Source organism: Stenotrophomonas sp. Steno-C17, from assembly GCF_056393165.1.
Genome location: NZ_JBWJPD010000008.1, coordinates 115106 through 138794 on the forward strand (window position 1 = coordinate 115106; position 23689 = coordinate 138794).

A 23689-nucleotide genomic window follows, 5' to 3' on the forward strand; every position below is an offset into this window, starting at 1 on the left:
CAGCTTTACAGTGCAACCGGGCCGAATGCGACACAGCATGGGCACTGGCGGGAAGCGTCAATCGAATGGTTTCATGCGCAATCGATTAGGTGCCGATTACGACAAGACGGTGCCGCGGTTACCCCTCCAGCGCTTCCAGGTAGCTGCGCCGCCAGTGGTTGATGTCGTAGGTGCGCAGGTGCTCCATCATCGCGTGCCAGCGTTCCTTGCGGCGGCGAAGGGACATGGTGGCGGCGGTGGCGATCGCATCGGCCATGCCGTCCAGGTCGTAGGGGTTCACCAGCAGCGCCTGCTTCATTTCGTCGGCGGCGCCGGCCAGCAGTGATAGCACCAGCACGCCAGGGTCCTCCGGGTCCTGCGAGGCCACGTACTCCTTGGCCACCAGATTCATGCCATCGCGCAGCGGGGTGACCAGGCCGACCGCGGCGGCGCGGTAGAAGCCGGTGAGAGTGGCGTGGGTGAAGTTCTGGTTGACGTAGCGCAGTGGCGTCCAGTCCGGCGCGGCGTGGCCGCCGTTGATGTGGCCGGCAATCTGTTCCAGCGTGCTGCGCAACTGGCGATACTCGGTGACATCACCGCGCGATACCGGCGCGATCTGCAGATAGGTCAGCGAGCCGCGCTGGTCGGGGTGGCGTTCCAGATAGCGCTCGAAGCCGCGGAAGCGCTCGGGCAGGCCCTTGGAATAATCCAGGCGGTCCACGCCGATGGCCAGCTGGCGGTCGCGCAGGCTGCTGCGCAGGTCCTTCACCGCTGCCTTGCTGGCGGCGGTGCCGGCCTGCCGGGCAATCAAGGCGGTATCGATGCCGATGGGGAAGGCGGCGGCGCGGAAACGCCGACCGCCAGGGGCCTCAAGCTGGCCATCGCCCAGCACCTTGCCGCCACCAAACAGCCGCAGGTAGGTCTGGAATCGGTCGGTATCGCGCTGGGTCTGGAAGCCGACCAGATCGTAGGCGTACAGCGCCGAGAACAGGCGCAGGTGGTCGGGCATGGCCTGCAGCAGATCCGCCGATGGCATGGGGATGTGCAGGAAGAAACCGATGCGGCAGCCGATGCCCCGTTCGCGCAGCAGCGCACCCAGCGGAATCAGGTGGTAATCATGGATCCAGACAATATCGTCTTCGCGAAGCAGGGGGGCCAGCTTGTCGGCAAACAGCGCGTTGACCTTCTGGTAGGTCTCGCGCGTGCCGCGGTCGTAGTCCACCAGGTCCAGGCGGAAATGCAGCAGTGGCCACAGGGTGCGGTTGGCGAACCCGTTGTAATAGCCATCCACCTCGCGCTTGCTCAGGTCCAGGGTGACGAATTCGATATCGCCCTCTTTCTGCCGGTGCAGGGTACCGCTGCCTTCGCGCACGCTCTTGCCGCTCCAGCCGAACCACAGGCCACCGCGCTCCTTCAGTGCGGCCAGCAGGCCCACCGCCAGGCCGCCGGCGCGGTTTTCGCCAGGCAGGGCCACGCGGTTGGAAACAACAACCAGACGACTCACGAGGCCTCCTGCCAGGAGCGCGACAGGCGCATGGCGGCAGTGATCAGCCCCACGTGCGAGTACGTCTGCGGGAAGTTGCCCCAGGCCTCGCCGCCGTCGAAGGCGAGGTCTTCGGACAGCAGGCCCAGGTGGTTGCGCTGCTTCAGCAGCAGCTCGAACATTTCGCGAGCTTCGTCCATGCGACCGATCGCCGCCAGCGCATCGATGTACCAGAAGGTGCAGATGGTGAAGCTGGTTTCCGGCTCGCCGAAGTCATCCGGGGCGACGTAGCGGTACAGCGAATTGCCGTGCTTCAGGTCGCGGCCGATGGCTTCGACGGTGGCGACGAAGCGGGCGTCGTGGGCATCGATGAAGCCGATATCGGCCAGCAGCAGCAACGACGCATCCAGGCGATGGCCGCCGAACGTATCGGTGAAGTGGCCGTGCTCGTCGCTCCAGGCCTCGGCCATGATGCGCGCGTGGATGGTGTCGGCTCGCTCGCGCCAGTACTGCGCGCGGTCATCGCGCTTCAGGCGCACGGCGATCTTGCACAGGCGGTCGCACGCGGCCCAGCACATGGCGCTGGTGTAGGTGTGCACTTCGGTACGGCCGCGGAACTCCCACAGGCCGGCATCGGGCACGTCGTGCAGGGCGAAGGCCTGTTCGCCCAGCGGCTCCAGCCGCGCGAAGGTATGCGCATCGCCTGGGTCCTGCAGGCGGCGGTCGAAGAACAGCTGGGTGGAGGCCAGCACCACGCTGCCGTAGACATCGTGCTGGCGCTGCACCCAGGCCAGGTTGCCGCGGCGCACCGGGCCCATGCCGCGGTAACCGGACAGGGTCGGCACTTCGTCCTCATCCAGCTTGGCCTCGAAGCCGATGCCGTACAGCGGCTGCAGGGTGCCATCGGTGGTGGCCAGGTTGAAGATGTAGCCCAGGAACTGCTCCATGGTGCGGGTGGCGCCCAGCCGGTTCAGCGCGCGCACCACGAAGGCGGCATCACGCAACCAGCAGTAGCGGTAGTCCCAGTTGCGCACGCTGCCGGGCGCTTCGGGAATGGAGGTGGTCATGGCTGCGATGATCGCGCCGCTGTCTTCGTACTGGCACAGCTTCAGGGTGATCGCACTGCGGATCACCGCGTCCTGCCACTCCAGCGGAATGGACAGGTAGCGCACCCACTCGCGCCAGTAGTCGCGCGTGCGCTGGAAGGCTTCCTGCACATAGCCGCTGATCGAGCGGTTCAGTGATTCATCCACGCCCAGCACCAGATGGATGGGGTGGTTGAGCACGAACGGCAGGCCGTCGCGCACGAACCGCACCGGCACATCGGTGGTCAGGCGCAGCACGTGGTCGGGCAGGATCCAGCGCACGTGGTTGCTGCCCCAGGTCGATTCGGGCACGCGCGCGCCCCAGTCGGCCAGCGGCCGTGCACGCACCACGATGCGCGGGCTGCCAGCCAGCGGGCGCACCTGGCGGATCAGGCTGACCGGTCGGTAGAAGCGGTCGTTCTGGCGCCAGCGCGGGGCGAAATCGAGGATTTCCAGCGCGCCGCCGTGGTGGTCGTGCAGCACCGTGCGCAGGATGGCCGTGTTGGTCAGGTAGCTCTGTTCGCTGCTGGCGTAATCCTCCAGCTCGATGGCAAAGTCGCCACCTTCCTGTTGATTCGGCGAAAGCAGCGCGCAGAACGTGGGATCGCCATCGAAGGTGGGCAGGCAGCTCCACACCACGCGGGCATGCTTGTCGATCAGGGCGCCGAAGCTGCCGTTGCCGACCACGCCCAGATCAAGATCGGGTTGGGTCATCACGCAGAAGATTCCGGTTATGGCCGTGGGGGCCGGGGTCAATAGGCATTCTCACGCAGCCAGGCGTGCACGCTGCGTATGTCAGGCAGGGCGAACACCGCAGCGCTGGGCTCGCGTTCGCCGATCAGCACGCTCCAGCCGTGCTGGCCGTTGGCGGCGTCGAAGCCGTACTCGTCGGTCAGGTCATCGCCCAGGAACACCGGCAGGCGGCCGCGGAAGGGCAGGTACTGCATCATGCGGCGCAGGGCACGGCCCTTGTCGGTGCCCACCGGTACGAACTCGACCACGTGGTCGCCCGGCTGCAGGCGGTAGCTGGGCCGGCCGCGGACGTGGCGCTCGGCGAACGCGCGCACGTCCTCGCCGGCATGCGGGGCGCCGCGCCAGTGCAGGGCCAGGCCCACGCCTTTTTCCTCCACCAGCACACCGGGATACCCGTGGGCAAAACGCATGGCCTGCTGGTGCAGGGCATGCAGCCATTCGCCGGTGTCATCGTCGTGGTCATCGCGCAGCACGCGGCCATCGGCGCCGCGCATTTCATGGCCATGCAGGCCGGCGGCGGGCAGCTGCAGCGGCGCGAACAGCTGGTCCAACTGTTCCAGCGGGCGCCCACTGACCAGGGCCACGGCGCCTTCCAGGCGGTCGCTGATGCGACCGATGGCTTCACGCACGTCGGGCAGCAGGTGCACGGCATCGGGCCGTGCAGCGAATTCAATCAGGGTGCCATCGACGTCGAGGAACAACGCGCAGGCGTCGTCCAGCCACGGCGGTGGCGGACGCAGGGGAAGCGGTTCAGCCATGCCCCGCAGGGTGCCAGCGGCGGCGTGTAGGCCAGGTCGAGGACAGGCTACGGCCGCGCAACGGTGGGTGCCGACCGTTGCAGCGGGGGACGGGGGGCGATGGGGGAATGACTACGGGGGAACCACGGTGGGGGAACGACGGCGGGGAAACGACGGCGGGGAAACGACGGCGGGGGAACCACGGTGGGGGAACGACGGCGGGGTAGAGTCGACTGTCAGTCGACTATCGCGCGTAGCGCGGGATTTTCGCGGGGTGCCAAGAGCAGTCGACTAACAGTCGACTCTACCCGGTCGTTTTTCCCGGTCGATTTGATCCGGTCGATTTGATCCGGTGGTTTTTCCCAGCCGATTCAACCCAGCCGATTCCACCGGGGCGGCCCATCATTTCGATGGGCCGCCCCGCGCTGCATCAGAACGTGTAGCGCACGCGACCGTAGTAGTACGCGCCGTTGCTGCCGATCGGCGACAGCACGTCATACGGCAGGTTGCCGTAATAGTAGATATCGTCGTTGGACTTGTCCGGGTAGTTGTCGGTCAGGTTCTGCCCGCCGATGGCCACGCTCCACTGCGTGTTGAAGCGGTATTCCACTTCCGCATCCAGCTGCCATTCGGCCTGGTAGGTCTGGCGCGGAATGTAGCCATCGCCGAAGTTGAACACGCGGGTGGCACTGCCGTAGCGGTTCACCCGGCTGCTCAGCGACCAGTGGTCGTTGCTCCATGCGGCCGAGAAGCCGGCGCGACTGCGCGGGGTGGCGTCGGTCAGGGTGTTGGTTTCTTCGATGCCGAACAGCACGTAGTCAGCATCCAGCGCCTGCAGCTGGGCCGGGGTGGCCAGCACGTTCTTCAGCGTGGTCTTGGTGTAGGCGTAGGTGCCGGTCAGCAGCAGCTGGCCATCGCCCAGCGCCTGGCGCCAGTTGGTCACCAGTTCGGCACCACGGGTGCGGGTGTCGGCGGCATTGACGAAGAAGCTGGCGCTCTGCAGGCCGGTGACGCCGTAGTTGGCAGCCACGTAGTCGGTCAGTGCATCACCGGTGATGCTTTCAGACAGCGCAATGCGGTCGTCGATGTCGATCTGGAAGAAGTCCAGCGACAGGTCGAAGTGCTCGCCGATGCGGCTGGTGAAGCCCAGCGAGGTGTTCAGCGACTTCTCCGGCTTCAGGTCCTGTGCGCCCAGGCCGCGGGCGATCGGGTTGTTCACCGACAACAGGCGGCCCTGCACCAGCTGGCCGGCGGCGTTGTAGCCGGTGGAGGTGGATTCATAGCCGATCTGCGCCAGCGACGGCGCGCGGAAGTTGTTGGAGATGGCACCGCGCAGGGCGAAGGCCGGGGTGAATTCGTAGCGCAGGCCGAGCTTGCCGGTCAGTTCGCCGCCGAAGTCATCGTTGTGCTCGTAGCGCGCGGCCAGATCGGTGGAGAAGTGATCACCGAACTGGCTGGACAGGCTGGCGTAGGCACTGGCTACATCGCGCGCCAGCGAGGCCGCATCCTGCGGGGTCAGGCCACCACCGGCCTGCGAGCCGGTCGGACGGTCGGTGTACGGGCCTGCGGCATAGCTGTACGGATCACCGGGGCGGGTTTCATAGCGCTCGTGGCGCACTTCCGCGCCCAGGCCCAGGGTGTGGGTGATGCTGTCGCTCTGGCTGAACACGCGGCTCAGATCGAGGTTGCCCACGGTCTGCGCGTACTGGTAATCGGCGGTCTTGAAGCGGGTCGGGCTGGTCGGGCCCAGCGAGGCGTTGATCGAATCGCGCAGGCGGTAGGTGAAGTCGTTCTGGCCGTAATCGACGCTGCCGTCGTAGCTCCACTCACCCCACTGGCCGCGCACGCCGGCCACGGTCTGCACGTCGCGGTTCTCGCCTTCGGAGATCGGGCGGTAACCGTTCGGGTAGACCTCCTTCCAGTTGGCGTCGCTGTCGGGGTAGCGGAAGTAGTTGGCGCCTTCGGTATCGCGCTGGTTGAAGGTGCCGAACGCATAGAACGTGGCGGTCTTGCCCACCGGAATTTCGGTGTTCAGCCACAGGTTGATGTCCTTGCTGGCGCCATCGCCGAGCACGTAGTTGCGCTTGCCCTGCAGCGCCAGGTTGGCCTCGGTCTGGTCCCACGGCGGAATCAGGTCGTAGCCGGCGCGGTTGGTGCCGTTGCGCTTCTTGTACTCCAGGCCCACGCGCAGGAAGCCACCGTCTTCGCCCAGCGAGGTGCCGACCTTGGCGCTGATGTTGCCGGTCTGGCCATCGGTGAGGGTGCGGCCGATCGGCTTCAGATCGGTGTGGTTGGCACCGTAGCTGGCTTCGATTTCGCCGCCGTCGCCGCCGTTGTCCAGGATTACGTTGATCACACCGGCCACCGCATCGGAGCCGTACAGCGCACCGGCGCCGTCGCGCAGCACTTCGATGCGCTTGATGGCACTGACCGGGATCGAGTTGAAGTCGACCGGGGTGGTGCCCTTGCCGATCTTGCTGTCGGTGTTCACCAGCGCGGTGTGGTGGCGGCGCTTGCCGTTCACCAGCACCAGCACCTGGTCGGGCGACAGACCGCGCAGCTGCGCGGCGCGCACGTGGTCGGCGCCACCGGAATTGGACTGGCGCGGGAAGTTGAACGACGGCAGCAGGGCCTGCAGCGCGCTGCCCAGTTCACCGTTGACCACGCCGGCCTTGCGGATGTCTTCGGCAGTCAGCACGTCCACCGGCGCGGTGGATTCCAGCACGGTGCGATCTGCGGCGCGGGTGCCGGTCACGATCACCGTGTCCAGGTTGGTGGCGGCGTCCTGGGCTGAAGCCAGGGCGGGGGACAGCGCAAGCGCAATGGCGAGGCCGAGCGGCGACGCGGACAGACGGGGGGACATGCAGACTCCAGCAGCGACAACGTGGGGAAGGGGGGAGGTGTTATGGCTTACATCCATCCGGATGAAGCGATATATTATCTTCGCGTGAGGAGCCGGTGCGATGCAAGCCCCGGCTGCAATCGCATCAGTTCATGCCCCAACGGCATGAGTATTGGTTGCAGTTGCAACCACGGCGCGGGTGTACCCTCCGTGCCCTTTCACCGCGTTTGTTCCCCTTCCCCGGAGTGTTGTTCCCGATGAAACGCCTTGGCCTGATCTTCGCCGTACTGCTGGCCACCAGCGGCTGCGCCAGCCTGTCTTCGCAGGCGCCCAGCGCCTACACCACCACTGCCGCGCTGGAAGGCGACGCGGCCCGCCCGGCCAGCGGCCACGGCTGGGTGCGCAGCGAGCTGTACTTCGGCGTGGGTGAGGAGCAGGGCAGTGGCAACCGTCCGCAGGCCGACACCATCAGCGAGGCACAGTGGCGCGCGTTCCTGGACAAGGAAGTGACCCCGCGCTTCCCCGATGGCCTGACCGTGTTCGATGCCTACGGGCAGTGGCTGTTCCGTGGCGATGCAGCGCCCAACCGCCTGCGCACCAAGGTGCTGGTGGTGCTGCACGAAGACAGCCCGCAGCGCCGCGCCGATATCGAAGCGATCCGCCTGGCGTGGAAGCAGCAGACCCAGCACCAGTCGGTACTGTGGTCGCGGCAGGCGGTTGACGTATCGTTCTGACCTGGAGGGCGCCATGGCGGCGCCACAGGCCACGATGATGAAACACAGGGATGCGATGTCGGGCCTGCTGCTGGCAGGCCTGCTGGCGCCGGCCGCGCAGGCGGCCGGACAGGACGATGGTCCGCTGCGCTTCGCGCCGGCACCGGGCGTGCAGGTGCAGGCCGAGGTGAGGGAGGGCGGCAGCATCGACGTGCGTGTTTTGCCCTCGGGCAAGCGCCTGCAACTGCCCGGTGCCGCAGACGCCGATGGCAATGCGCGGCTGTCGGCCGAAGACATCGATTTCGACGGGCGCCCCGAGCTGGTGGCGCGGGCGTCGGTCGGCATGGTCAACGAAGCGGTGGCGGTCTATCGCTTCGATCCGGCCAGCGGCGGCTTCCGCGCGCTGGAGGCGGATACCCACGGCCGTGACAGCTGCGGCAACCTGATGGGCCTGACCGTCGACGCCGCCACGCGCACGCTGAGCAGCAGCTGCCGCAGCGGTCCGATGTGGTACACCGATCTGTACCGCTTCGCGGGCACCCAGCTCTATCTGTACCGCGCCGAGGACGTGCTGCAGCTGGGCGATGCCTTCGATGCCGCGCTTCAGGTCGATCACACCGGCGAACAAGGGCCGCTGGCGGTGTGGCGCACCTTCGATGCGCAGGGCCGCGTGCTGGACAGCGCCATCGGCGATGGCCTGGTCGCGCCCACCGGTCCATCGCCGGTGCCCGGCATCCAGGTCACGGTGCGGTCGGCGCGCCTGTTCCTGTTCGAACGGCCTGGTGCAACCAGCACCCAGCGCTACCTGGTGCAGGGCGATCGGGTGGAACTGCGCGATGCAGCCGACGGCTGGGTCCAGGTGCGCTATCAGAACGCAAAGCGCGGCGCGGTGCTGGGCTGGATCAACGTGAACTGAACACTGCGCGCGCCCTATACCGATGTATGGGGCGCAACGCGCCGATGCCCACGGAAGCGTCACCACACGGGGTCTAGCCTCGGGGTCCTCCCCCAAGCAAGGCTTTTCCCATGAGCAAGCGTGTTGCCGAGATCGTTGTTGAAACCCTGCAGCAGGCAGGCGTGCGCCGCTGTTACGGGATCGTGGGTGACACGCTGAACCACGTGACCGACGCCATGCACCGCAGCGAGATCGACTGGGTGCATGTACGGCACGAGGAGGTGGCCGCCTTCGCTGCCGGTGCCGATTCGCTGGTGAGCGGTGAGTTGACCGCTTGCGCTGGCTCCTGCGGTCCCGGTGGCCTGCATTTCATCAACGGCATTTTCGAAAGCAACCGCAACCGCGCGCCACTGGTGCTGATCGCCAGCCAGATCGTGACCAGCGAACTGGGCATGGAATTTCCGCAGGAAGTGGATTTCAAAGCGGTCTATGCCAGCTGCACGGTGTTCTGCGAGCAGGTGCACAGCCCGGAACAGGCGCGCCGCGTGGTGGCGCTGGCGTGCCAGGCGGCGATCAGCCGCCGCGGCGTGGCGGTGGTGATCCTGCCGGCCGATATCAGCGAGGCCGAGGTGAAGCACGATGTGCCGTTCTCGGTGCATTACACCCAGCCGGTGCTGCGCCCGGCCGACGCCGAGCTGCAGCGCATTGCCGAGCTGCTGGGGCAGGGCAAGCGCATCGGCATCTATGCCGGCGCCGGTTGCCAGGGGGCGCATGCGCAGCTGATCGAACTGGCGCACCGGCTGCAGGCGCCGGTCGCGCACACCTCGCGCGCGAAGGATTTCGTCGAACCGGACAACCCGTACAACATGGGCATGACCGGCATCTTCGGCATCGAATCGGGCTTCCACACGCTGATGGCCTGCGACACGCTGCTGCTGCTCGGCGCTGATTTCGCCTGGGGCCAGTTCTACCCGGACAAGGCCACGATCATCCAGGTGGACCGTGATGGCAGCCACCTGGGCCGCCGTCATCCGGTGGACCTGGGTGTGGTGGGCGACATCGCCCCCACCCTGGATGCCCTGCTGCCGCTGTTGCCGCCGCGCGAAGACAGCAGCTTCCTGGACGAATGCATCGCCCGCCGCGACAAGGCGCTGCAGACCCGCGAGCAGGAAGAACAGCCGGGCAAGGGCGAACTGATCCACCCGCAGCACCTGACAGCGTTGCTGTCCCGGCATGCTGCCGATGATGCGCTGTTCACTGCCGATGGCGGCTCACCGATGGTGTGGATCCTGCGCCACATCCGCGTGAACGACCGTCGTCGCACGCTGACCAGCCTGCTGCACGGGACGATGGCCAATGCCATGCCGCAGGCGCTGGGCCTGCAGAAGGCGTTCCCGGGGCGTCAGGTCATTTCCTTGTCCGGCGATGGTGGCCTGGCGATGCTGCTGGGCGACCTGCTGACTGCCGTGCAGGAGAATCTGCCGATCAAGGTGGTGGTGTTCAACAACGGCTCGCTGAACTTCGTTGAGCTGGAGCAGAAGGTGGAAGGCCTGCTGGACAACTACACCGATCTGAAGAACCCCGATTTCGGCCGCCTGGCCGAGGTGATCGGCTTCCATGGCCGCACCGTGACCCGCAGCGAGGATCTGGAAGAGGCGGTGCTGGACTTCCTGTCCCAGCGCGGCCCGGCGCTGCTGGACGTGCATACCAGCCGCGCCGAACTGGTGATGCCGCCGCAGATCGAAGCCAAGCAGGTGGCCGGCACCGCACTGTATGCGGCCAAGGCCGTGTTGAACGGCCGCTTCGACGACGTGAAGCATCTGCTGGTGGACAACTTCCTGAAGAAGTGAGGGCAGGGCTGCGCCCTGCACCCGCTGTAGAGTCGAGCCATGCTCGACTGAAGCAACAGCAAAAACTGGTTTCCTGGGAAATGGCGGGGTGGGTCCGGTTGCGGGGGACGCCGTAAACCCTTCCATGGGGGCTTAGCCGCGCCATCCATGGCGCGGATACCCCGGCAACCGGACCCACCCCGCCTTCGACAGTTGGCCGCGAGCTGTTGGAACGGCACGGGGCCGGATCCCGTCGCTGCGCAACGGGCTCTGACCCCGGATCAGATCGCGATTCCACCCGTAGATCCACGCCATGCGTGGATGGCCGAGCGTAGCGACTGCCCGGAGGGCCCCGCCGCTGGCTGGAACCCATCATTCCACCCGGGAATTGGCGCCCGGGCCCCGCTGGGCCTACCATCGGCGGTCCCCACCCCCACCGCCCCTTCCATGTCCGCTCCCGCTTCCGCCGCACCACGCCGCTGGTTCGTCGCCGGCGACTTCAATGGCTTCTTCGGCCTGGTCGTCGACAACCTGTCCATCCTCGGCTTCATCGCCATGGCCCTGGTCGGCATGTTCCAGTTCCCCGCCGACGTGGTCTTCGGCCGCATGTTCCCCGGCACCGCCTTCGGCGTGCTGGTCGGCAACCTGCTGTACACCCTGATGGCGCGCCGCCTGGCCGCGCGCACCGGCCGCGACGATGTCACCGCCATGCCGCTGGGCCTGGACGCGCCCACCAGCATCGGCATGGCCCTGCTGGTGCTGGGCCCGGCATTCCTGGCCTTCAAGCAGCAGGGAATGGATCCGCACGCCGCGGCCATCGCCACCTGGCAGCTGGGCATGGCCTCGCTGGTCATCATGGGCGTGCTGAAACTGATCCTGTCCTTCTTCGGTGAAGCGGTCACCCGCGCGCTGCCGCGGGCGGCGCTGCTGGGGTCCATCGCTGGCATCGCGCTGGTGCTGATGGGCCTGCTGCCGCTGCTGGAAACCCTGCGGTCGCCGCTGGTGGGCTTCACCACGCTGGGTCTGCTGCTGTACGTGCTGATCGCCAAGGGCAAGCTGCCGGTGCGTGGCCCGGGTGTGCTGCTGGCCTTCGTGTTCGGCACCGTGCTGTATTACGGGCTGGGCCTGGCTGGGCTGGGTGTGCCGGGCTTTGCCATTCCGGCCTGGGTGCCGCCGCAGGTGGTACTGCCGCTGCCCACTCTGGGCTTCATCGAAGGCCTGCCCACGGCGATGACCTACCTGCCGTTGCTGCTGCCGTTCGGCCTGCTGATGGTGGTGGGCGGCATCAATGTCTCGGAAAGCGCGCGCGCGGCCGGCGATGACTACCGCACCCGCGACATCCTGCTGGTCGAAGCCTTCGCCACGCTGGTGGCCGGTCTCTGTGGCGGCGTCGCGCAGACCACCCCGTACATCGGCCAGCCGGCCTACAAGCACATGGGCGCGCGCAGCGGCTATACGCTGCTGACCGGCCTGTTCGTGGGCATCGGCGGCATGCTGGGCATCATCTCCGGGCTGGTGCAGTGGCTGCCACTGGCGGTGCTGGCGCCGATCATCGTGTACGTGTCGATCGACATCACCACCCAGGCCTTCCAGGCCACCCCGCGCCAGCACGCCGGTGCGATGGTGCTGGGCTTCCTGCCGTCGGCGGCCTACCTGCTGGCGATCAAGGCACCGGGCTGGATTCCGGCCGATCGCCTGGGCGCGATGCTCACCACCGTCGATGGCCACGGCCTGCCGGAACTGGCGGTGATCTTCACCCTGGGCAATGGCTTCATTATCACGTCCATGCTGTGGATCGCCACGGTAGCGGCCATGGTGGATGGGCGCCTGCGCCGTGCCTGCGGCTTCCTGCTGGTGGCGGCAGCGCTCACCCTGTTCGGCTTGATCCATTCGGTGGACCCGCGTGGTGGCATCTACCTGCCCTGGAACCTGGAGGGCCTGGCGCGTGTGATCAGCTGGCAGTTCGCCGGCGCTTACGTGGCCTTGGCCGTGCTGCTGGGCCTGCTGTCGCTGCAGAAGCAGCCGGTGAAGCCGCTGGCTGACTCGGCGCACTGACCGCTGGCGCCGGGCCATGCCCGGCGCTTTCATCAAGCGCTTGTGGTCAAACCGCAGGCGCTGCCAAAGGCAACGCGAAGTCGAAATCTTCCTCTGCCTGTATTCCAGGCAGCTGGGCCATGGCCCGCAGTTCCAGCCCATAGCCCTGCGGCGGCTGCGGCTGCGGCAGGCCGGTGTAGCCATGGATGAGCACCTGGTAGTGCCCCGGCGCCACCTCCAGGTAGTCGCTGTTCAACAGGCGTTCCTGCAGCCGCTGCCGGTACTGCAGGAAGAAGTCCGCGTCCCATTCCATCACCGCATGCAGGTCAGCGGCGATCAGCACGCCACTGTCCACCTGCAGGGGCATGCCCGGGTGGCTGAAACACCGCGTCGCGGCGTGTGTCGGAACGCTGCCTTGCACAAACACCGCGTAGTCGTCTTCTTCGATGGGATACATCGGCAACACAGCGCCAGCGCGGACTGCGGCGTCACCCAGTGCCGGATCGTCGACGAAGCGATGAAAGGGGGATTCCCCCGCTGCAGGATTCGCCTGCACGAAGGCGTGCAGCACGTGCGGATCGAACAGCACGATGCCAGGCTGGAACAAGCGGATGACGGCGGTGTGTTTCATTGCAGCTCCGGAAGGGCGTAGCGGGCATTCATGCGGCCTGCGCGAAGATGCAGTGTAAGACGCGCAGGTGCAGGTGCATGCGCCGCGCGGGAACCCCGGCAATGGATGCAGGTCAGACATTGTCCAAGCCGTTTGCAGAGCGAGGTTGCGCATCATGCAGAAGAGTGGGAACGCCGTGTGGCCCTGGGTGCTGGGCGTGGTGGTGATCGGGGGCGCGGGCGCGTGGTTGTTCCGCGATCAATGGCAGGCCCTGGCCGATCGGGTGGACGTGCCCACCCAGGCCGCACCTGCTGCAACCGGCGCACCGCCGCCGATGTCCGCGGCGGCACCACCGGCCTCCGCAGCGACCGTGCAGCACCCGCTGGACACCGAGGCTGCCGCCGATCCGGCGCTGCCGAAGATGGAAGACAGCGACACCGCCGCATGGAATGCGCTGGGTGCCCTGTTCCAGGGCGAAGGCCCACTGGCGCTGCTGCTGCGCGATCACCTGATCCAGCGCCTGGTCACCCACGTGGACAACCTGGACAAAGCCAGCGCACCGCCATCGGCCCTGGCCACACGACCGCTGGCCGGCAGCCTGCTGATCGAGGGCGGCGAGGGCAGTGAGCACATCGCTGCGGCCAATGCAGAACGCTATGCGCCCTACGTGCGGGCCTTCACGGCAGTCGATACGACCGCCGCAGCGAAGGCCTATGTGCGTTTCTACCCGCTGGTCCAGCAGGCCTATGCAGAACTGGGCCATCCGCAGGGTTACTTCAACGATCGCCTGGTGGCGGTGATCGATCATCTGCTGGATACGCCTGAGCCGCAGCGTCCGCTGGCGGTGCAGCGCGACGAACGCGGCAGGTATCGCTTCGCCGATCCGTCGCTGCAGGCGCGTTCGGTGGGGCAGAAGCTGCTGCTGCGCATGAGCGCCGAACAGGAACAGGCAGTGAAGCAGACACTGCGCCGATTGCGTGCGTCGATCACGCGCGGTGTGTAGGGTGAACATCGGCATGCAACGACGCTCGTGCTAGGGTTTCGTGCTGGGTAGACAGGAGTGACCTTGATGCGTACTACAGGGCTGGCGCTGGGCGTCATGCTGGTGTCATCGGCAGCGACAGCTGCCGAAGTGCCCAATGGCGATGTGAATGATCCCTATCGCTACACGGCCAATGTGCAGCATGCGCGGCTCGCCGCCCTGCAGGCGATGGGCAAGGCAAAGGGTGCCAAGGGGCGGCTCGGTGCTGCCGGCTACTACCGCGTGCGCGGTGAGCTGGACAATTCCAGCCGCGCGGCACGCGAGTGCATGGCGGCTGTGGCCAGCGAATCTGCCGATTCGGTGAAGGGCGTGGCCTATCTGTGCAGCGCCACCTTGGCCGGCAATGCCCTGCTGCAGGGCGATATTGCCGGCTGGGCCCGGCAGATGCAGGACGTACGCACACGGCTGCACAGCGACATCCTGCCGATGCTGAAGGACGCACCGGGTGAGGTGCGTGTGGCCAGCGTCAGCGAACCGCATTTCGAGCGCTTCCTGCAGTGGCCGCGCAGCGCCGAACCGGTCGCGGCCCCCGCGGCCGATGTCAGCGTGCCGATCCAGCTGCAGAACGAGCTGCCAACGATCACCCTGAAGGTGAAGACCGCCACCGGCGAGCGCGATCTGCGCGTGCACGTGGACACCGGCGCGGCGCGTTCGCGGATCGGCCGCACGCTGGCTGCCGAACTGGGTCTGGCGTTGACCGAAGGGTTTACCGTGGCCAATGACAACGGTGATGCGCTGTTCGCGCTGGCCGCGCCGTTGGACCTCGACATTGGCGGGCTGGCCGTGCGCCAGGTGTCGTTCGCGGTGCTCGGCCAGGACGACCTGCCGCGCATCGGTCTGGACGTGCTGCGCGCGCTGGGCCGCGTGCGCATCGACAAGGACGCGCTGGTGGTCCAGGCGGCCTCCAGCAACGTGCCCTGCACGCGGCGCATGGCCTACGTTTCATCGCTTACTGGCGATGATTATCAGCTGCGCTACCCGATCCGTGCAGGCAAGGACAACATCCTGGTGCAGCTGGATACCGGCTTCAACGGGGCGTTCATGGCCAGCGGCATTCCGCCGACCATGCCGCCGCCGGCAGCCGTGCAGCGCAGGAACATCATCACCACCGATGGCGCGCGGGACCTGAAGTACGCCGGCGCCACCACGCCGGTGATGATCGGCGACGAGGTGCTGAACCTGCCGGTGGACCTGGCCCTGGAGCCCGGGCGGCTGTTCAACCCGGACTGGCAGGCCGGCTTTGCAACGACTCAACGCTACAGCCTGTATCTGGACGTGGCCGGCACCTTCGGCTGCCCGGTGCCGGTGCCGCAGGCAGCACCGCTGCTGCCCCCGCGCGCTCCCTGAGCGCGCTCGCGTTACAGCGTCTGCAGGAACGCTTCGAGGTCCTGCAGGTCCTGACGGCTCAGCCCGCGCGGGCGCAGCAGCGGGTCCGGGCGCGGGAATGGCGGTGCATCGGCGGGCAGATCGGCCGGCGGGCGCGGCCGCGCGCCGCCCACGTTGTAGAACGCAAGCACGCCGGACAGGCGCGGGATCAGCCCGTTATGCATGTACGGCGCGGTCGCGGCGACACCGCGCAGCGAGGGGGTGCGGAAGCGGCCACTGTCGGCGGCATCGCCAGTGACCTCGTAGCGCCCCAGATCTTGGCGGGGGCGTCCATGGAAATGAAGCCCCAGGTTGTGGAAACCGTTGTCGGTCAGCGCCGGTCCGCTGTGGCAGTTCATGCAGCCGGCCTCGGTGCGGAACAGGTGCAGCCCGCGCAGTTGGGCATCATCCAGTGCGCCCGCGTTGCCGCGCAGGAACCGATCGAAACGGCTGTTGCGCGGTGACAGGCTGCGCTGGAACGCGGCGATGGCCTGGCCCAGCTGTTGTGCGTCGATGCGCGGTTGCTCAAACACCGCCGCGAAGTCACGGCGGTAGCCGGCATCACGGCGCAGGCGGCGCACCGCTCCATTCACGCTGAAGCCCATTTCCACCGGATCGGCAATCGGCCCCAGTGCCTGCGCCTCCAGGGTGGCAGCGCGCCCATCCCAGAACAGCGGCGCCACGTGCGCACTGGCAAGCACGCTGGGGGCGTTGCGTCGGCCGGTCTGCCGGTCATGCCCGAATGACACGCGGCGGCCATCGGCCCAGCCCAGGTCAGGATCGTGGCAACTGGCACACGCCAACTGCCGCGACCGTGACAACACCGGATCGAAGAACAAGCGCCGGCCCAGTGCCACCTTGGCCGGCGTGGAGGGATTGTCGACCGGATCAACAGGCACCGGTAGCGGCGCCAGCTCCTGCCACGCAACGCCGGGTTCGACGTGCGGTGCGGGCCACTGTGGCGTCGGGCCGCTGTAGAGCGCGCGCAGGCACGCCGCGTCAGGGCGCGTAGGCAGCACGTCGGGGCAGGGCGTATCGCGCGCAGGCGCAGGCCCGCCCGCGCCGCCCAGCAACAGGGCGGCGACGGGCAGGATCGCGCGCAGAAAGTGCATGCGTTGCATCGGCAGTGGCCCGGCAGCGTGCCGCCGGGCCGTGCATTCAGAACGAATAGCCCAGTTCCAGCCAGTAGCTGCGGCCAGGCTCGTAGTAGGCCGTTGTCGCGGTGGTGCCGGTGATGCGGTTGCTGCGATTGAGCACGTTCTGCACTTCCACCCGCACGTAGGCTTCCTGATTTGCCCGGGCCGCAAAGGCGTACTGCAGGGTCGTGTCCCACGTCCAGCCGCTGGGGTTGCGCACGTCCTCATAGACAACCAGCAGGTCATCGCCATGCTGCTCGTACTGGCTCGTCTTCAGCAGACCCTCGTACCCTGCGCGGAAACTGAAGAAGTTGGACCAGGTCAGCCCCGCGGCAGGAATCTCGGTGCGGGTCGCCAAGCGTGCCGACCACGGACGCACGTAGTCGCGGGCAGGCAGGTCGTAGCGATGGATGGCGTTGCCGTGGTAGCTGACCAGCTCGTAGAAGTCACCGATGAGTGTGGCGGTGGTGGCGTCTTCATAGGTGTTGTAGCTGCGCTTGGATTCGGTGTGGTCAAGGGCCAGCTGCGCGGTGGACCGCGTGCCCCACACCGTCAGCGGCTCCTGCGGCGATACCGAAAGCGTGTAGGTGCTGCTGCTGCTGCGTCCCGCGTTGGCATATTCGTACAGCGCCGTCTTGTACACGGTCTTGTCATAGGAATCGGTGATGCGCCTGCGGACGATGTCGCCACGGTTGCTGCGATCGACGTACTTCACGTTGATGTCCAGCCCGGCGAACTGCTGTCGCCACGCCACCGACCATTCATCGGTGTACGGCGTGTCCAGGTCGTTCACACGATTGGCTGTGGTTGCGCGCGCACCCTCGATGCTGTCCCACGGGGTGGCGCTGCTGGTGCGGGTGCGATCTTCCTGCAGACTCTCGCGGCCTTCGCTCAGCAGGTAGGTGAAGAAGTTGCGGCCGTAGTAACGGTTGCGGCCGACCGTCAGCACGCTGTTGCCGCTGCCGCCGATATCCCACGATGCGGCAAAGCGCGGCGAGATGTTCGTTCCCTTCCAGAAATCATTGCGGTCCAGGCGCACGCCCGGGCGCAGGCTGAAGTTGCCGATGCGGATGTCGTCCTGCAGGTAGGCATCCCACTCCGTGCCCGACACCTCGAACGCGCCTGCGTGGTAGAGGACCAGCTTGGAGAAGTACTGGCCTTTTCCAGCCGCCACGGACGAGGTCCGGGTGAACACCGGCGACAACGAACAGGAGTCGGTGTCTTCCATGCCGGTCGTCAGCGTGCAGCTGGTGGCGGTACGCGGTGTCTGGTAGACGTACTGGTCGTTCAGCCGTTCGTAGTCAGCATTGCGCCGCTGCACGCCGGCGCCGAAGGTCAGGTGATGCTCGGTGGCACCCCACTGGAAGCGTTCGCGGCTGGCGGAGAAGCGGTAGCCGATCTTGCGGTCGCGCTGGTCGACGCTGCCCCAGCTGCCTTCCTGGCTGTACGTGCCGACGCCCCAGTCCTTTTCTTCCGAAGGTGCCCAGGTCTTGTAGTAGTCGTAGTCGCTGCGCCGCGAGCTTTCCAGGTCACTGTAGGTCAGTGCGTTGCCGAACGACCACGTGCCGGTATCGTAGTCGGCGCGCAACGAGACCACAGGGCCGCCGGACTTCAGGTTGAACCAGGAGTTGCGTGTGTTGGCTATGAAGTAAGCATCGTCGGTGGGCGAGTAGCTGACGTTGGCACGCAGCTGCAGGCCCTCACCGTTGTTCCAGTCTGCAGCGAGGGTGGCGGCCGTGCTTTCCCGCACTTGGGTACGCTTGAAGTCGTCGTTGGTACTCACCTTGCCGCCGCTGTAGGCGCGCAACGGGATTTCCGAACGGGTACGGGTGACGGTGCCGATCAGGCCGATGCCATTGCGGGTGCGACCTTCCAGGCGTGCCCCCAGCTTGTACTTGTCATACTCCTGTTGGAAGGTGGGCTGTGCCGATTCCTCGAAGCTCTCGGCCTGGCCCGGATGCATGATGACTTCGTTCCACGCCGAACGCGCCATGCGCAACCACACCTTGCCCGACAGGCTGTCACCGGCCGTGCGGCTGGTGGCATCGATCACGCCGCCGGTGAAGCCGCCGTATGCCGCCGGCACGTTGCTGTCATAGATGGTGACCTTTTCCAGCAGGTCCGGGTCGACGGTGATGCCCTGTGCAGCGCTGGGTACGTTGATGGTCGAGTACGCATCGCCGTTGTGGCCGGGTGCTGCGTTGCTGGCCGGGTCGAGATCGTTGTTGAAATTCGCACCGTCGATGAGGAACAGGTTCTGGTAGAAGGGCGCGCCGTTGATCGAGAAGTCCACCGGGCGGATTTCGCCGCCGTTGCGTGCGCTCCAGCCGGTATTGCTGAACTGCACGGCCGGGTTGATGCGCAGCAGTGAGCCCAGGTCTCCATTGCCCTTGGCGTAACCCTGCAGGTAGTCCTGGTCCAGGGTCATGCCTTCGGCGTATGGAAAGTCGCGCGAGGCAACGCTGCCAACCCGAAGCGGGCGCAGCTGGCGCACCGTCGCCGCTGGCGCGGGGGCTGCCTGCAGCGTGTAGCTGCCGTCGGCGCGGCGCACCGCACGCAGCCCGGTGCCCTGCAGCAGGGTGCTGAAGCCTGCGTCCACGCCCGCGGCAGGATCGACCGGCGGCGCGCTGCGGCCCTGGGTCAACGCCGGATCGAAGGACAGGGCGACGCCATGCTGGGCGGCGAAGGCGCTCAGCGCACTGCCCAGCGACGCCGTGGCAGGCGCATTGGCGGTCTGGTCGGCGGGCGCGGTCTGGGCGAAGGCGGGCGTGGCAGCCAGGGCGATGGCCAGCAGGCTGTAGCGGAAACGGGTGGGGATCACAGGCATGGAGGGAGCCGGCAGAAGAAGGATTCACTCCCTCTGCCACGCAGGATGGAAAAAAGTGTCACCGCGGCGGGGCGGCCGCACGCACCCGCACCGTCAAACCCTGTTCAACGCGCAGCGGATAGGTGGCCGCCAGCATCGACAGGCTGCGCGGCAGGTCGTCCAGCGGGAAGGCACCTGACACCGGCAGCGTGGCCACATCGTCGTCCACGCGCAGCCAGCGCCGGTGGTAGCGGCCCAGTTCCTGCAGCAGAGCCCGCACCGGCAGGCTGTCCGCTACCAGCATGCCGTGCAGCCATGCGTCGCTACCCGGCGGCGCAGCGTGCGGCTCGGCGCGGCGGCCGTCGCCCCAGCGCAGCTGCTGCCCGGCCTCGACCCGCTGCACCGCGCCGGTGGGCACAGTCACCTGCACCGCGCCTTCCTGCACCACCAGCAGGCTGGCATCGTCGAACAGGCGCACACTGAAGCGCGTGCCCAGTGCCAGCAGCACGCCCCGCGGGGTCGCCACCCGGAACGGACGTGCGGGCTGCTGCGGGTCGGGCGCCGTGTCGATGTGGATCTCGCCGCGCCGCAGCCGCAACAGGCGCTGCTGGCCATCGAAGGCGATATCGACGGCGCTGGCGGTGGCCAGGTTCAACACACTGCCGTCGTCCAGCACGCGGCGCAGGCGCTCGCCCACGGCGGTGCGTACGCTGGCATCCCAGGCGGCACCGTCGTACAGGTGCCAGGCCAGCCAGCCGCCCAGCGGTGCCACCAGCAATGCGGCCACACCACGCAGCACGGCGCGCCGCGCCGGCGAGGAAGGGCCCTGCAACGCGTCGTGGGCCAACGCCGTGGGAACATGGGCACTGAGTGCCAGCAGCCGCTCGGCGCGTTGCCAGGCGCGCGCATGCTCTGGCGCGGCATCGTGCCAACGCTGCCATTGCACGCGCTGGGCGGCGCTGCCGTCGTCGTGCAGGCGCATCAGCCAGTCCGCAGCCTGTTCCAGCACGCGGGGTGACAGCCCGGCGCTGCCGGCCGGCTCAGGGCGCATGCGCCAGGCAGCCCACCAGCGCCCGCTTCATGTGGCGCTTCACTGTGGACAGCGACAGTCCCAACTGCTCGGCGATCGCCTCGTAACGCAGGCCATCGAACTGGGCCAGCAGGAAGACCCGCCGTGCCATCGCGGGCAGCCCGTCCAGCATGGCATCGATCTGCTGCAGCGCTTCGCGTACCAGCGCCTGTTCCTCCAGCGAGGGCAGGGCAGGTTCGGGAAACTGCGCCAGATACTCCAGATAGGCGCGCTCCAGCGCCTGCCGCCGGAACCAGTTGGCGGCCAGCCCGCGCGCCACGGTGGTGAGGAAGGCGCGTGGCTCGCGCAGCGCGGCCAGGTCGCGATCCAGCAGCAGCCGCGCGAAGGTGTCCTGGGCGAGGTCATCGGCCACATCGCGATTGCCCACCCGACCGCTCAGCCAGCCGCGCAGCCACCGGTGGTGGTCGCGGTACAACGTGGCCAGGTGCGGGTGGGGCGCGTGCATGCGGAAAGTGTCGGCGGACATGGATCGAAATGAGAATGATTCGCAAGTATCGCATTGGCGTGGCCCTGGTGCCAGCCCTTGCCAGCCGGTTGCGCAGGATCAACGCGTTGCCCACGGGGCCGGGCGCATGCTTGCCCGTGCCTGACCAGGCTCCAGGTGCAGTCGCAGCCACCCTTGAAACGGGACGGTGCAACCGCATCTTCCCTGCATCGCCGGCGCGGGCCGGCTCTGTAACCGATGAGGATTCGCAATGCGGATGGACAAGCTCACCTCGCGTTTCCAGCAGGCGCTGGCAGACGCACAGTCGCTGGCCGTGGGCCGCGACAACAGCATCATCGAACCGGTTCACCTGTTCAGCGCACTGCTGGACCAGCAGGGCGGCAGTACGCGCCCGCTGCTGGCCCAGGCAGGGGTGAACGTGCCGGTGCTGCGCGAACGCCTGGCCGAGGCGCTGGACGCCCTGCCCAAGGTCTCCGGGCAGGCCGGCAACGTGTCGCTGGGCAATGACCTGGGGCGCCTGCTGAACCACACCGACAAGCTGGCCCAGCAGAATGGCGATGCGTTCATCGCCAGCGAATGGTTCGTGCTGGCCGCGCTGGAAGACAGCGGCACGCTGGGCATGGCGCTGCGCGCCGCCGGCGCCGACAAGACCCGCCTGCAGGCCGCCATCGACAAGCTGCGTGGCGGCGAGAACGTGCAGTCGGAAAATGCCGAAGAGCAGCGTCAGGCGCTGGAAAAGTACACCATCGACCTGACCGCGCGCGCCGAGAGCGGCAAGCTGGACCCGGTGATCGGCCGCGATGAAGAAATCCGTCGCACCATCCAGGTCCTGCAGCGCCGTACCAAGAACAATCCGGTGTTGATCGGCGAACCCGGCGTGGGCAAGACCGCGATCGTCGAAGGGCTGGCCCAGCGCATCGTCAACGACGAGGTGCCCGAGGGGCTGCGTGGCAAGCGGGTGCTGTCGCTGGACATGGGCGCGCTGATCGCCGGTGCCAAGTTCCGTGGCGAATTCGAGGAGCGCCTGAAGGGCGTACTGAACGATCTGGCCAAGAGCGAAGGGCAGATCATCCTGTTCATCGACGAGCTGCACACCATGGTCGGCGCGGGCAAGGCCGATGGCGCGATGGACGCCGGAAACATGCTGAAGCCCGCGCTGGCACGCGGCGAACTGCATTGCGTGGGTGCCACCACGCTGGATGAATATCGCAAGTACATCGAGAAGGATGCCGCACTGGAGCGCCGCTTCCAGAAGGTGTTCGTGGGTGAGCCGTCGGTGGAAGACACCATCGCGATCCTGCGCGGCCTGAAGGAAAAGTACGCCGTGCACCATGGCGTGGAGATCACCGATCCGGCCATCGTGGCCGCAGCGACGCTGTCCAACCGCTACATCACTGATCGCCAGTTGCCCGACAAGGCCATCGACCTGATGGACGAGGCCGCCTCGCGCCTGCGCATGGAGATCGACTCCAAGCCGGAAGAACTCGATCGCCTGGAGCGTCGCCTGATCCAGCTGAAGATCCAGCGCGAAATGCTGAAGAAGGAAAAGGATGACGCCTCGCGGCAGCGCCTGGCCGATCTGGAAAATGACATCGACGGCCTGGAGCGCGAGTTCTCCGATCTGAACGAAATCTGGAAGTCGGAGAAGGCCGCTCTGCAGGGGGCGACCAAGATCAAGGAACAGGTGGAACAGGCCAAGCTGGACCTGGAAGCGGCCCAGCGCCGCCAGGATTTCGCGCGCATGAGCGAGATCCAGTATGGGCTGTTGCCGCAGCTGGAAAAGCAGCTGGCCGCTGCCCAGGAAGCCGAGAGCAACGACTTCAAGTTGGTGCAGGATCGGGTGACCGACGAAGAAATCGCCGAGGTGGTTTCGCGCTGGACCGGCATTCCGGTGAACAAGATGCTGGAAGGCGAGCGCGACAAGCTGCTGCGCATGGAAGAAGTGCTGCACAACCGCGTGGTCGGCCAGGAAGAAGCGATCAAGGTCGTTTCCGATGCCGTGCGCCGCTCGCGTGCCGGGCTGTCCGACCCGAACCGGCCGGCCGGCTCGTTCCTGTTCCTGGGCCCGACCGGCGTGGGCAAGACCGAGCTGTGCAAGTCATTGGCCGAGTTCCTGTTCGACAGTGCCGATGCGATGATCCGCATCGACATGAGCGAGTTCATGGAGAAGCACAGCGTGGCTCGCCTGATCGGTGCGCCTCCGGGTTACGTGGGCTATGAGGAAGGCGGCTACCTGACGGAGGCCGTGCGCCGTCGCCCGTATTCGCTGATCCTGCTGGACGAGGTCGAGAAGGCACACACCGATGTGTTCAACATCCTGCTGCAGGTGCTGGACGATGGTCGCCTGACCGACGGCCAGGGCCGCACCGTGGACTTCCGCAACACGGTCATCGTGATGACCTCGAACCTGGGCTCGCACCAGATCCAGGACATGAGCGGCGACGACAGCCCGGAGGCCTACACGCAGATGAAGGCCGCGGTGATGGGGGTGGTGCAGGCGCACTTCCGCCCGGAGTTCATCAACCGTCTGGACGACATCGTGGTCTTCCATCCGCTGGACAAGCAGCAGATCAAGCAGATCGCGCGCATCCAGATGCGCGGGCTGGAGAAGCGCCTGGCCGAGCGCGGGCTGAAGCTGGTCGTGTCCGATGCCGCGTTCGACCTGCTGGGCAATGTGGGCTTCGACCCGGTGTATGGCGCTCGCCCGCTGAAGCGCGCGATCCAGGCGCAGCTGGAAAACCCCTTGGCGCAGAAGATCCTGTCCGGTGCGTTCGCCAACGGCGATACCATCGAAGTGGGCAACGACGGCGGCCACCTGGTGTTTGCCAAGGCCTGATCCGGTTGT

General features: G+C 67.0%; 16 protein-coding genes. 7 read left to right on the forward strand and 9 right to left on the reverse strand.

Annotation, left to right across the window (positions count from 1 at the left end; translation table 11 throughout):
* Positions 1-118: 118 nt before the first annotated feature.
* From otsA to AC06FA_RS09340, 4 genes are all read right to left on the reverse strand, one after another.
* Complete coding sequence (gene otsA, locus AC06FA_RS09325; protein ID WP_478068046.1) at positions 119-1483, reverse strand: alpha,alpha-trehalose-phosphate synthase (UDP-forming); 1365 nt, start codon at positions 1481-1483, stop codon at positions 119-121.
* Positions 1480-3261 carry a glycoside hydrolase family 15 protein gene (locus AC06FA_RS09330; RefSeq protein ID WP_478068047.1) on the reverse strand — a complete coding sequence of 594 codons (1782 nt, stop codon included), beginning with the start codon at positions 3259-3261 and terminating at the stop codon, positions 1480-1482. The genes otsA and AC06FA_RS09330 overlap by 4 nt, the downstream gene beginning before the upstream one ends.
* Positions 3262-3299: 38 nt before the next feature.
* Positions 3300-4058, reverse strand: coding sequence for a trehalose-phosphatase (gene otsB / locus AC06FA_RS09335; protein WP_478068048.1), 759 nt, complete (start codon positions 4056-4058; stop codon positions 3300-3302).
* A 409-nt stretch (positions 4059-4467) separates the two neighbouring features.
* Positions 4468-6900, reverse strand: coding sequence for a TonB-dependent receptor plug domain-containing protein (locus AC06FA_RS09340; RefSeq protein ID WP_478068049.1), 2433 nt, complete (start codon positions 6898-6900; stop codon positions 4468-4470).
* Between the two features lie 236 nt (positions 6901-7136).
* On the opposite strand from AC06FA_RS09340, the gene AC06FA_RS09345 reads away from it, so the two are divergent.
* From AC06FA_RS09345 to AC06FA_RS09360, 4 genes are all read left to right on the forward strand, one after another.
* Positions 7137-7613 (forward strand): DUF3574 domain-containing protein, encoded by a 477-nt coding sequence (locus AC06FA_RS09345; protein ID WP_199911969.1) that lies wholly within the window; start codon positions 7137-7139, stop codon positions 7611-7613.
* A 34-nt stretch (positions 7614-7647) separates the two neighbouring features.
* Positions 7648-8508, forward strand: a complete 861-nt coding sequence (locus AC06FA_RS09350) for an XAC2610-related protein (RefSeq protein WP_478068050.1) — start codon at positions 7648-7650, stop codon at positions 8506-8508.
* Positions 8509-8618: 110 nt separating this feature from the next.
* Positions 8619-10337 (forward strand): thiamine pyrophosphate-dependent enzyme, encoded by a 1719-nt coding sequence (locus AC06FA_RS09355; RefSeq protein ID WP_478068051.1) that lies wholly within the window; start codon positions 8619-8621, stop codon positions 10335-10337.
* Positions 10338-10763: 426 nt separating this feature from the next.
* Positions 10764-12371 carry a SulP family inorganic anion transporter gene (locus AC06FA_RS09360; protein ID WP_478068052.1) on the forward strand — a complete coding sequence of 536 codons (1608 nt, stop codon included), beginning with the start codon at positions 10764-10766 and terminating at the stop codon, positions 12369-12371.
* A 46-nt stretch (positions 12372-12417) separates the two neighbouring features.
* Here the strand turns inward: AC06FA_RS09360 and AC06FA_RS09365 are convergent, their stop codons facing one another.
* A complete protein-coding gene (locus AC06FA_RS09365) occupies positions 12418-12981 on the reverse strand; it encodes a hypothetical protein (protein ID WP_478068053.1) in 564 nt (187 codons plus the stop codon).
* 154 nt (positions 12982-13135) lie between these two features.
* Between AC06FA_RS09365 and AC06FA_RS09370 the strand changes: the two genes are divergently transcribed.
* Together AC06FA_RS09370 and AC06FA_RS09375 are read left to right on the forward strand one after the other, a co-directional pair.
* On the forward strand, positions 13136-13963 hold the full coding sequence (locus AC06FA_RS09370) for a DUF3014 domain-containing protein (RefSeq protein WP_478068054.1): 828 nt from the start codon (positions 13136-13138) through the stop codon (positions 13961-13963).
* 66 nt (positions 13964-14029) lie between these two features.
* Positions 14030-15349, forward strand: a complete 1320-nt coding sequence (locus AC06FA_RS09375; protein ID WP_478068055.1) for a retroviral-like aspartic protease family protein — start codon at positions 14030-14032, stop codon at positions 15347-15349.
* A gap of 11 nt (positions 15350-15360) precedes the next feature.
* On the opposite strand, the gene AC06FA_RS09380 is transcribed toward AC06FA_RS09375, so the two are convergent.
* The 4 genes from AC06FA_RS09380 to AC06FA_RS09395 are packed head-to-tail and all read right to left on the reverse strand — an operon-like array spanning position 15361 to position 20865.
* Positions 15361-16479: a cytochrome-c peroxidase gene (locus AC06FA_RS09380; RefSeq protein WP_478068056.1), complete on the reverse strand. Its 1119-nt coding sequence runs from the start codon at positions 16477-16479 to the stop codon at positions 15361-15363.
* Between the two features lie 46 nt (positions 16480-16525).
* Entirely contained in the window at positions 16526-19330 is a 2805-nt protein-coding gene (locus tag AC06FA_RS09385; RefSeq protein WP_478068057.1) for a hypothetical protein, read from the reverse strand.
* A gap of 58 nt (positions 19331-19388) precedes the next feature.
* On the reverse strand, positions 19389-20360 hold the full coding sequence (locus AC06FA_RS09390) for a FecR domain-containing protein (protein WP_478068058.1): 972 nt from the start codon (positions 20358-20360) through the stop codon (positions 19389-19391).
* Positions 20350-20865 carry a sigma-70 family RNA polymerase sigma factor gene (locus tag AC06FA_RS09395; protein WP_478068059.1) on the reverse strand — a complete coding sequence of 172 codons (516 nt, stop codon included), beginning with the start codon at positions 20863-20865 and terminating at the stop codon, positions 20350-20352. Before AC06FA_RS09395 ends, AC06FA_RS09390 begins: the two co-directional genes overlap by 11 nt.
* Before the next feature lie 229 nt (positions 20866-21094).
* Here AC06FA_RS09395 and clpB point away from each other — a divergent pair, with 229 nt between their 5' ends.
* Complete coding sequence (clpB, locus tag AC06FA_RS09400) at positions 21095-23680, forward strand: ATP-dependent chaperone ClpB (protein WP_478068060.1); 2586 nt, start codon at positions 21095-21097, stop codon at positions 23678-23680.
* Positions 23681-23689 lie beyond the last annotated feature (9 nt).

Bases quoted from the DNA above. Each gene is read 5' to 3' on its own strand.
- AC06FA_RS09370 (WP_478068054.1), top strand. From the start codon at position 13,136: ATGCAGAAGAGTGGGAACGCCGTGTGGCCCTGGGTGCTGGGCGTGGTG.
- AC06FA_RS09350 (WP_478068050.1), top strand. From the start codon at position 7,648: ATGATGAAACACAGGGATGCGATGTCGGGCCTGCTGCTGGCAGGCCTG.
- AC06FA_RS09380 (WP_478068056.1), bottom strand. From the start codon at position 16,479: ATGCACTTTCTGCGCGCGATCCTGCCCGTCGCCGCCCTGTTGCTGGGC.
- AC06FA_RS09345 (WP_199911969.1), top strand. From the start codon at position 7,137: ATGAAACGCCTTGGCCTGATCTTCGCCGTACTGCTGGCCACCAGCGGC.
- AC06FA_RS09395 (WP_478068059.1), bottom strand. From the start codon at position 20,865: ATGTCCGCCGACACTTTCCGCATGCACGCGCCCCACCCGCACCTGGCC.
- AC06FA_RS09385 (WP_478068057.1), bottom strand. From the start codon at position 19,330: ATGCCTGTGATCCCCACCCGTTTCCGCTACAGCCTGCTGGCCATCGCC.
- AC06FA_RS09390 (WP_478068058.1), bottom strand. From the start codon at position 20,360: ATGCGCCCTGAGCCGGCCGGCAGCGCCGGGCTGTCACCCCGCGTGCTG.
- AC06FA_RS09365 (WP_478068053.1), bottom strand. From the start codon at position 12,981: ATGAAACACACCGCCGTCATCCGCTTGTTCCAGCCTGGCATCGTGCTG.
- clpB (WP_478068060.1), top strand. From the start codon at position 21,095: ATGCGGATGGACAAGCTCACCTCGCGTTTCCAGCAGGCGCTGGCAGAC.
- AC06FA_RS09375 (WP_478068055.1), top strand. From the start codon at position 14,030: ATGCGTACTACAGGGCTGGCGCTGGGCGTCATGCTGGTGTCATCGGCA.
- AC06FA_RS09360 (WP_478068052.1), top strand. From the start codon at position 10,764: ATGTCCGCTCCCGCTTCCGCCGCACCACGCCGCTGGTTCGTCGCCGGC.
- AC06FA_RS09340 (WP_478068049.1), bottom strand. From the start codon at position 6,900: ATGTCCCCCCGTCTGTCCGCGTCGCCGCTCGGCCTCGCCATTGCGCTT.
- otsB (WP_478068048.1), bottom strand. From the start codon at position 4,058: ATGGCTGAACCGCTTCCCCTGCGTCCGCCACCGCCGTGGCTGGACGAC.
- AC06FA_RS09330 (WP_478068047.1), bottom strand. From the start codon at position 3,261: ATGACCCAACCCGATCTTGATCTGGGCGTGGTCGGCAACGGCAGCTTC.
- AC06FA_RS09355 (WP_478068051.1), top strand. From the start codon at position 8,619: ATGAGCAAGCGTGTTGCCGAGATCGTTGTTGAAACCCTGCAGCAGGCA.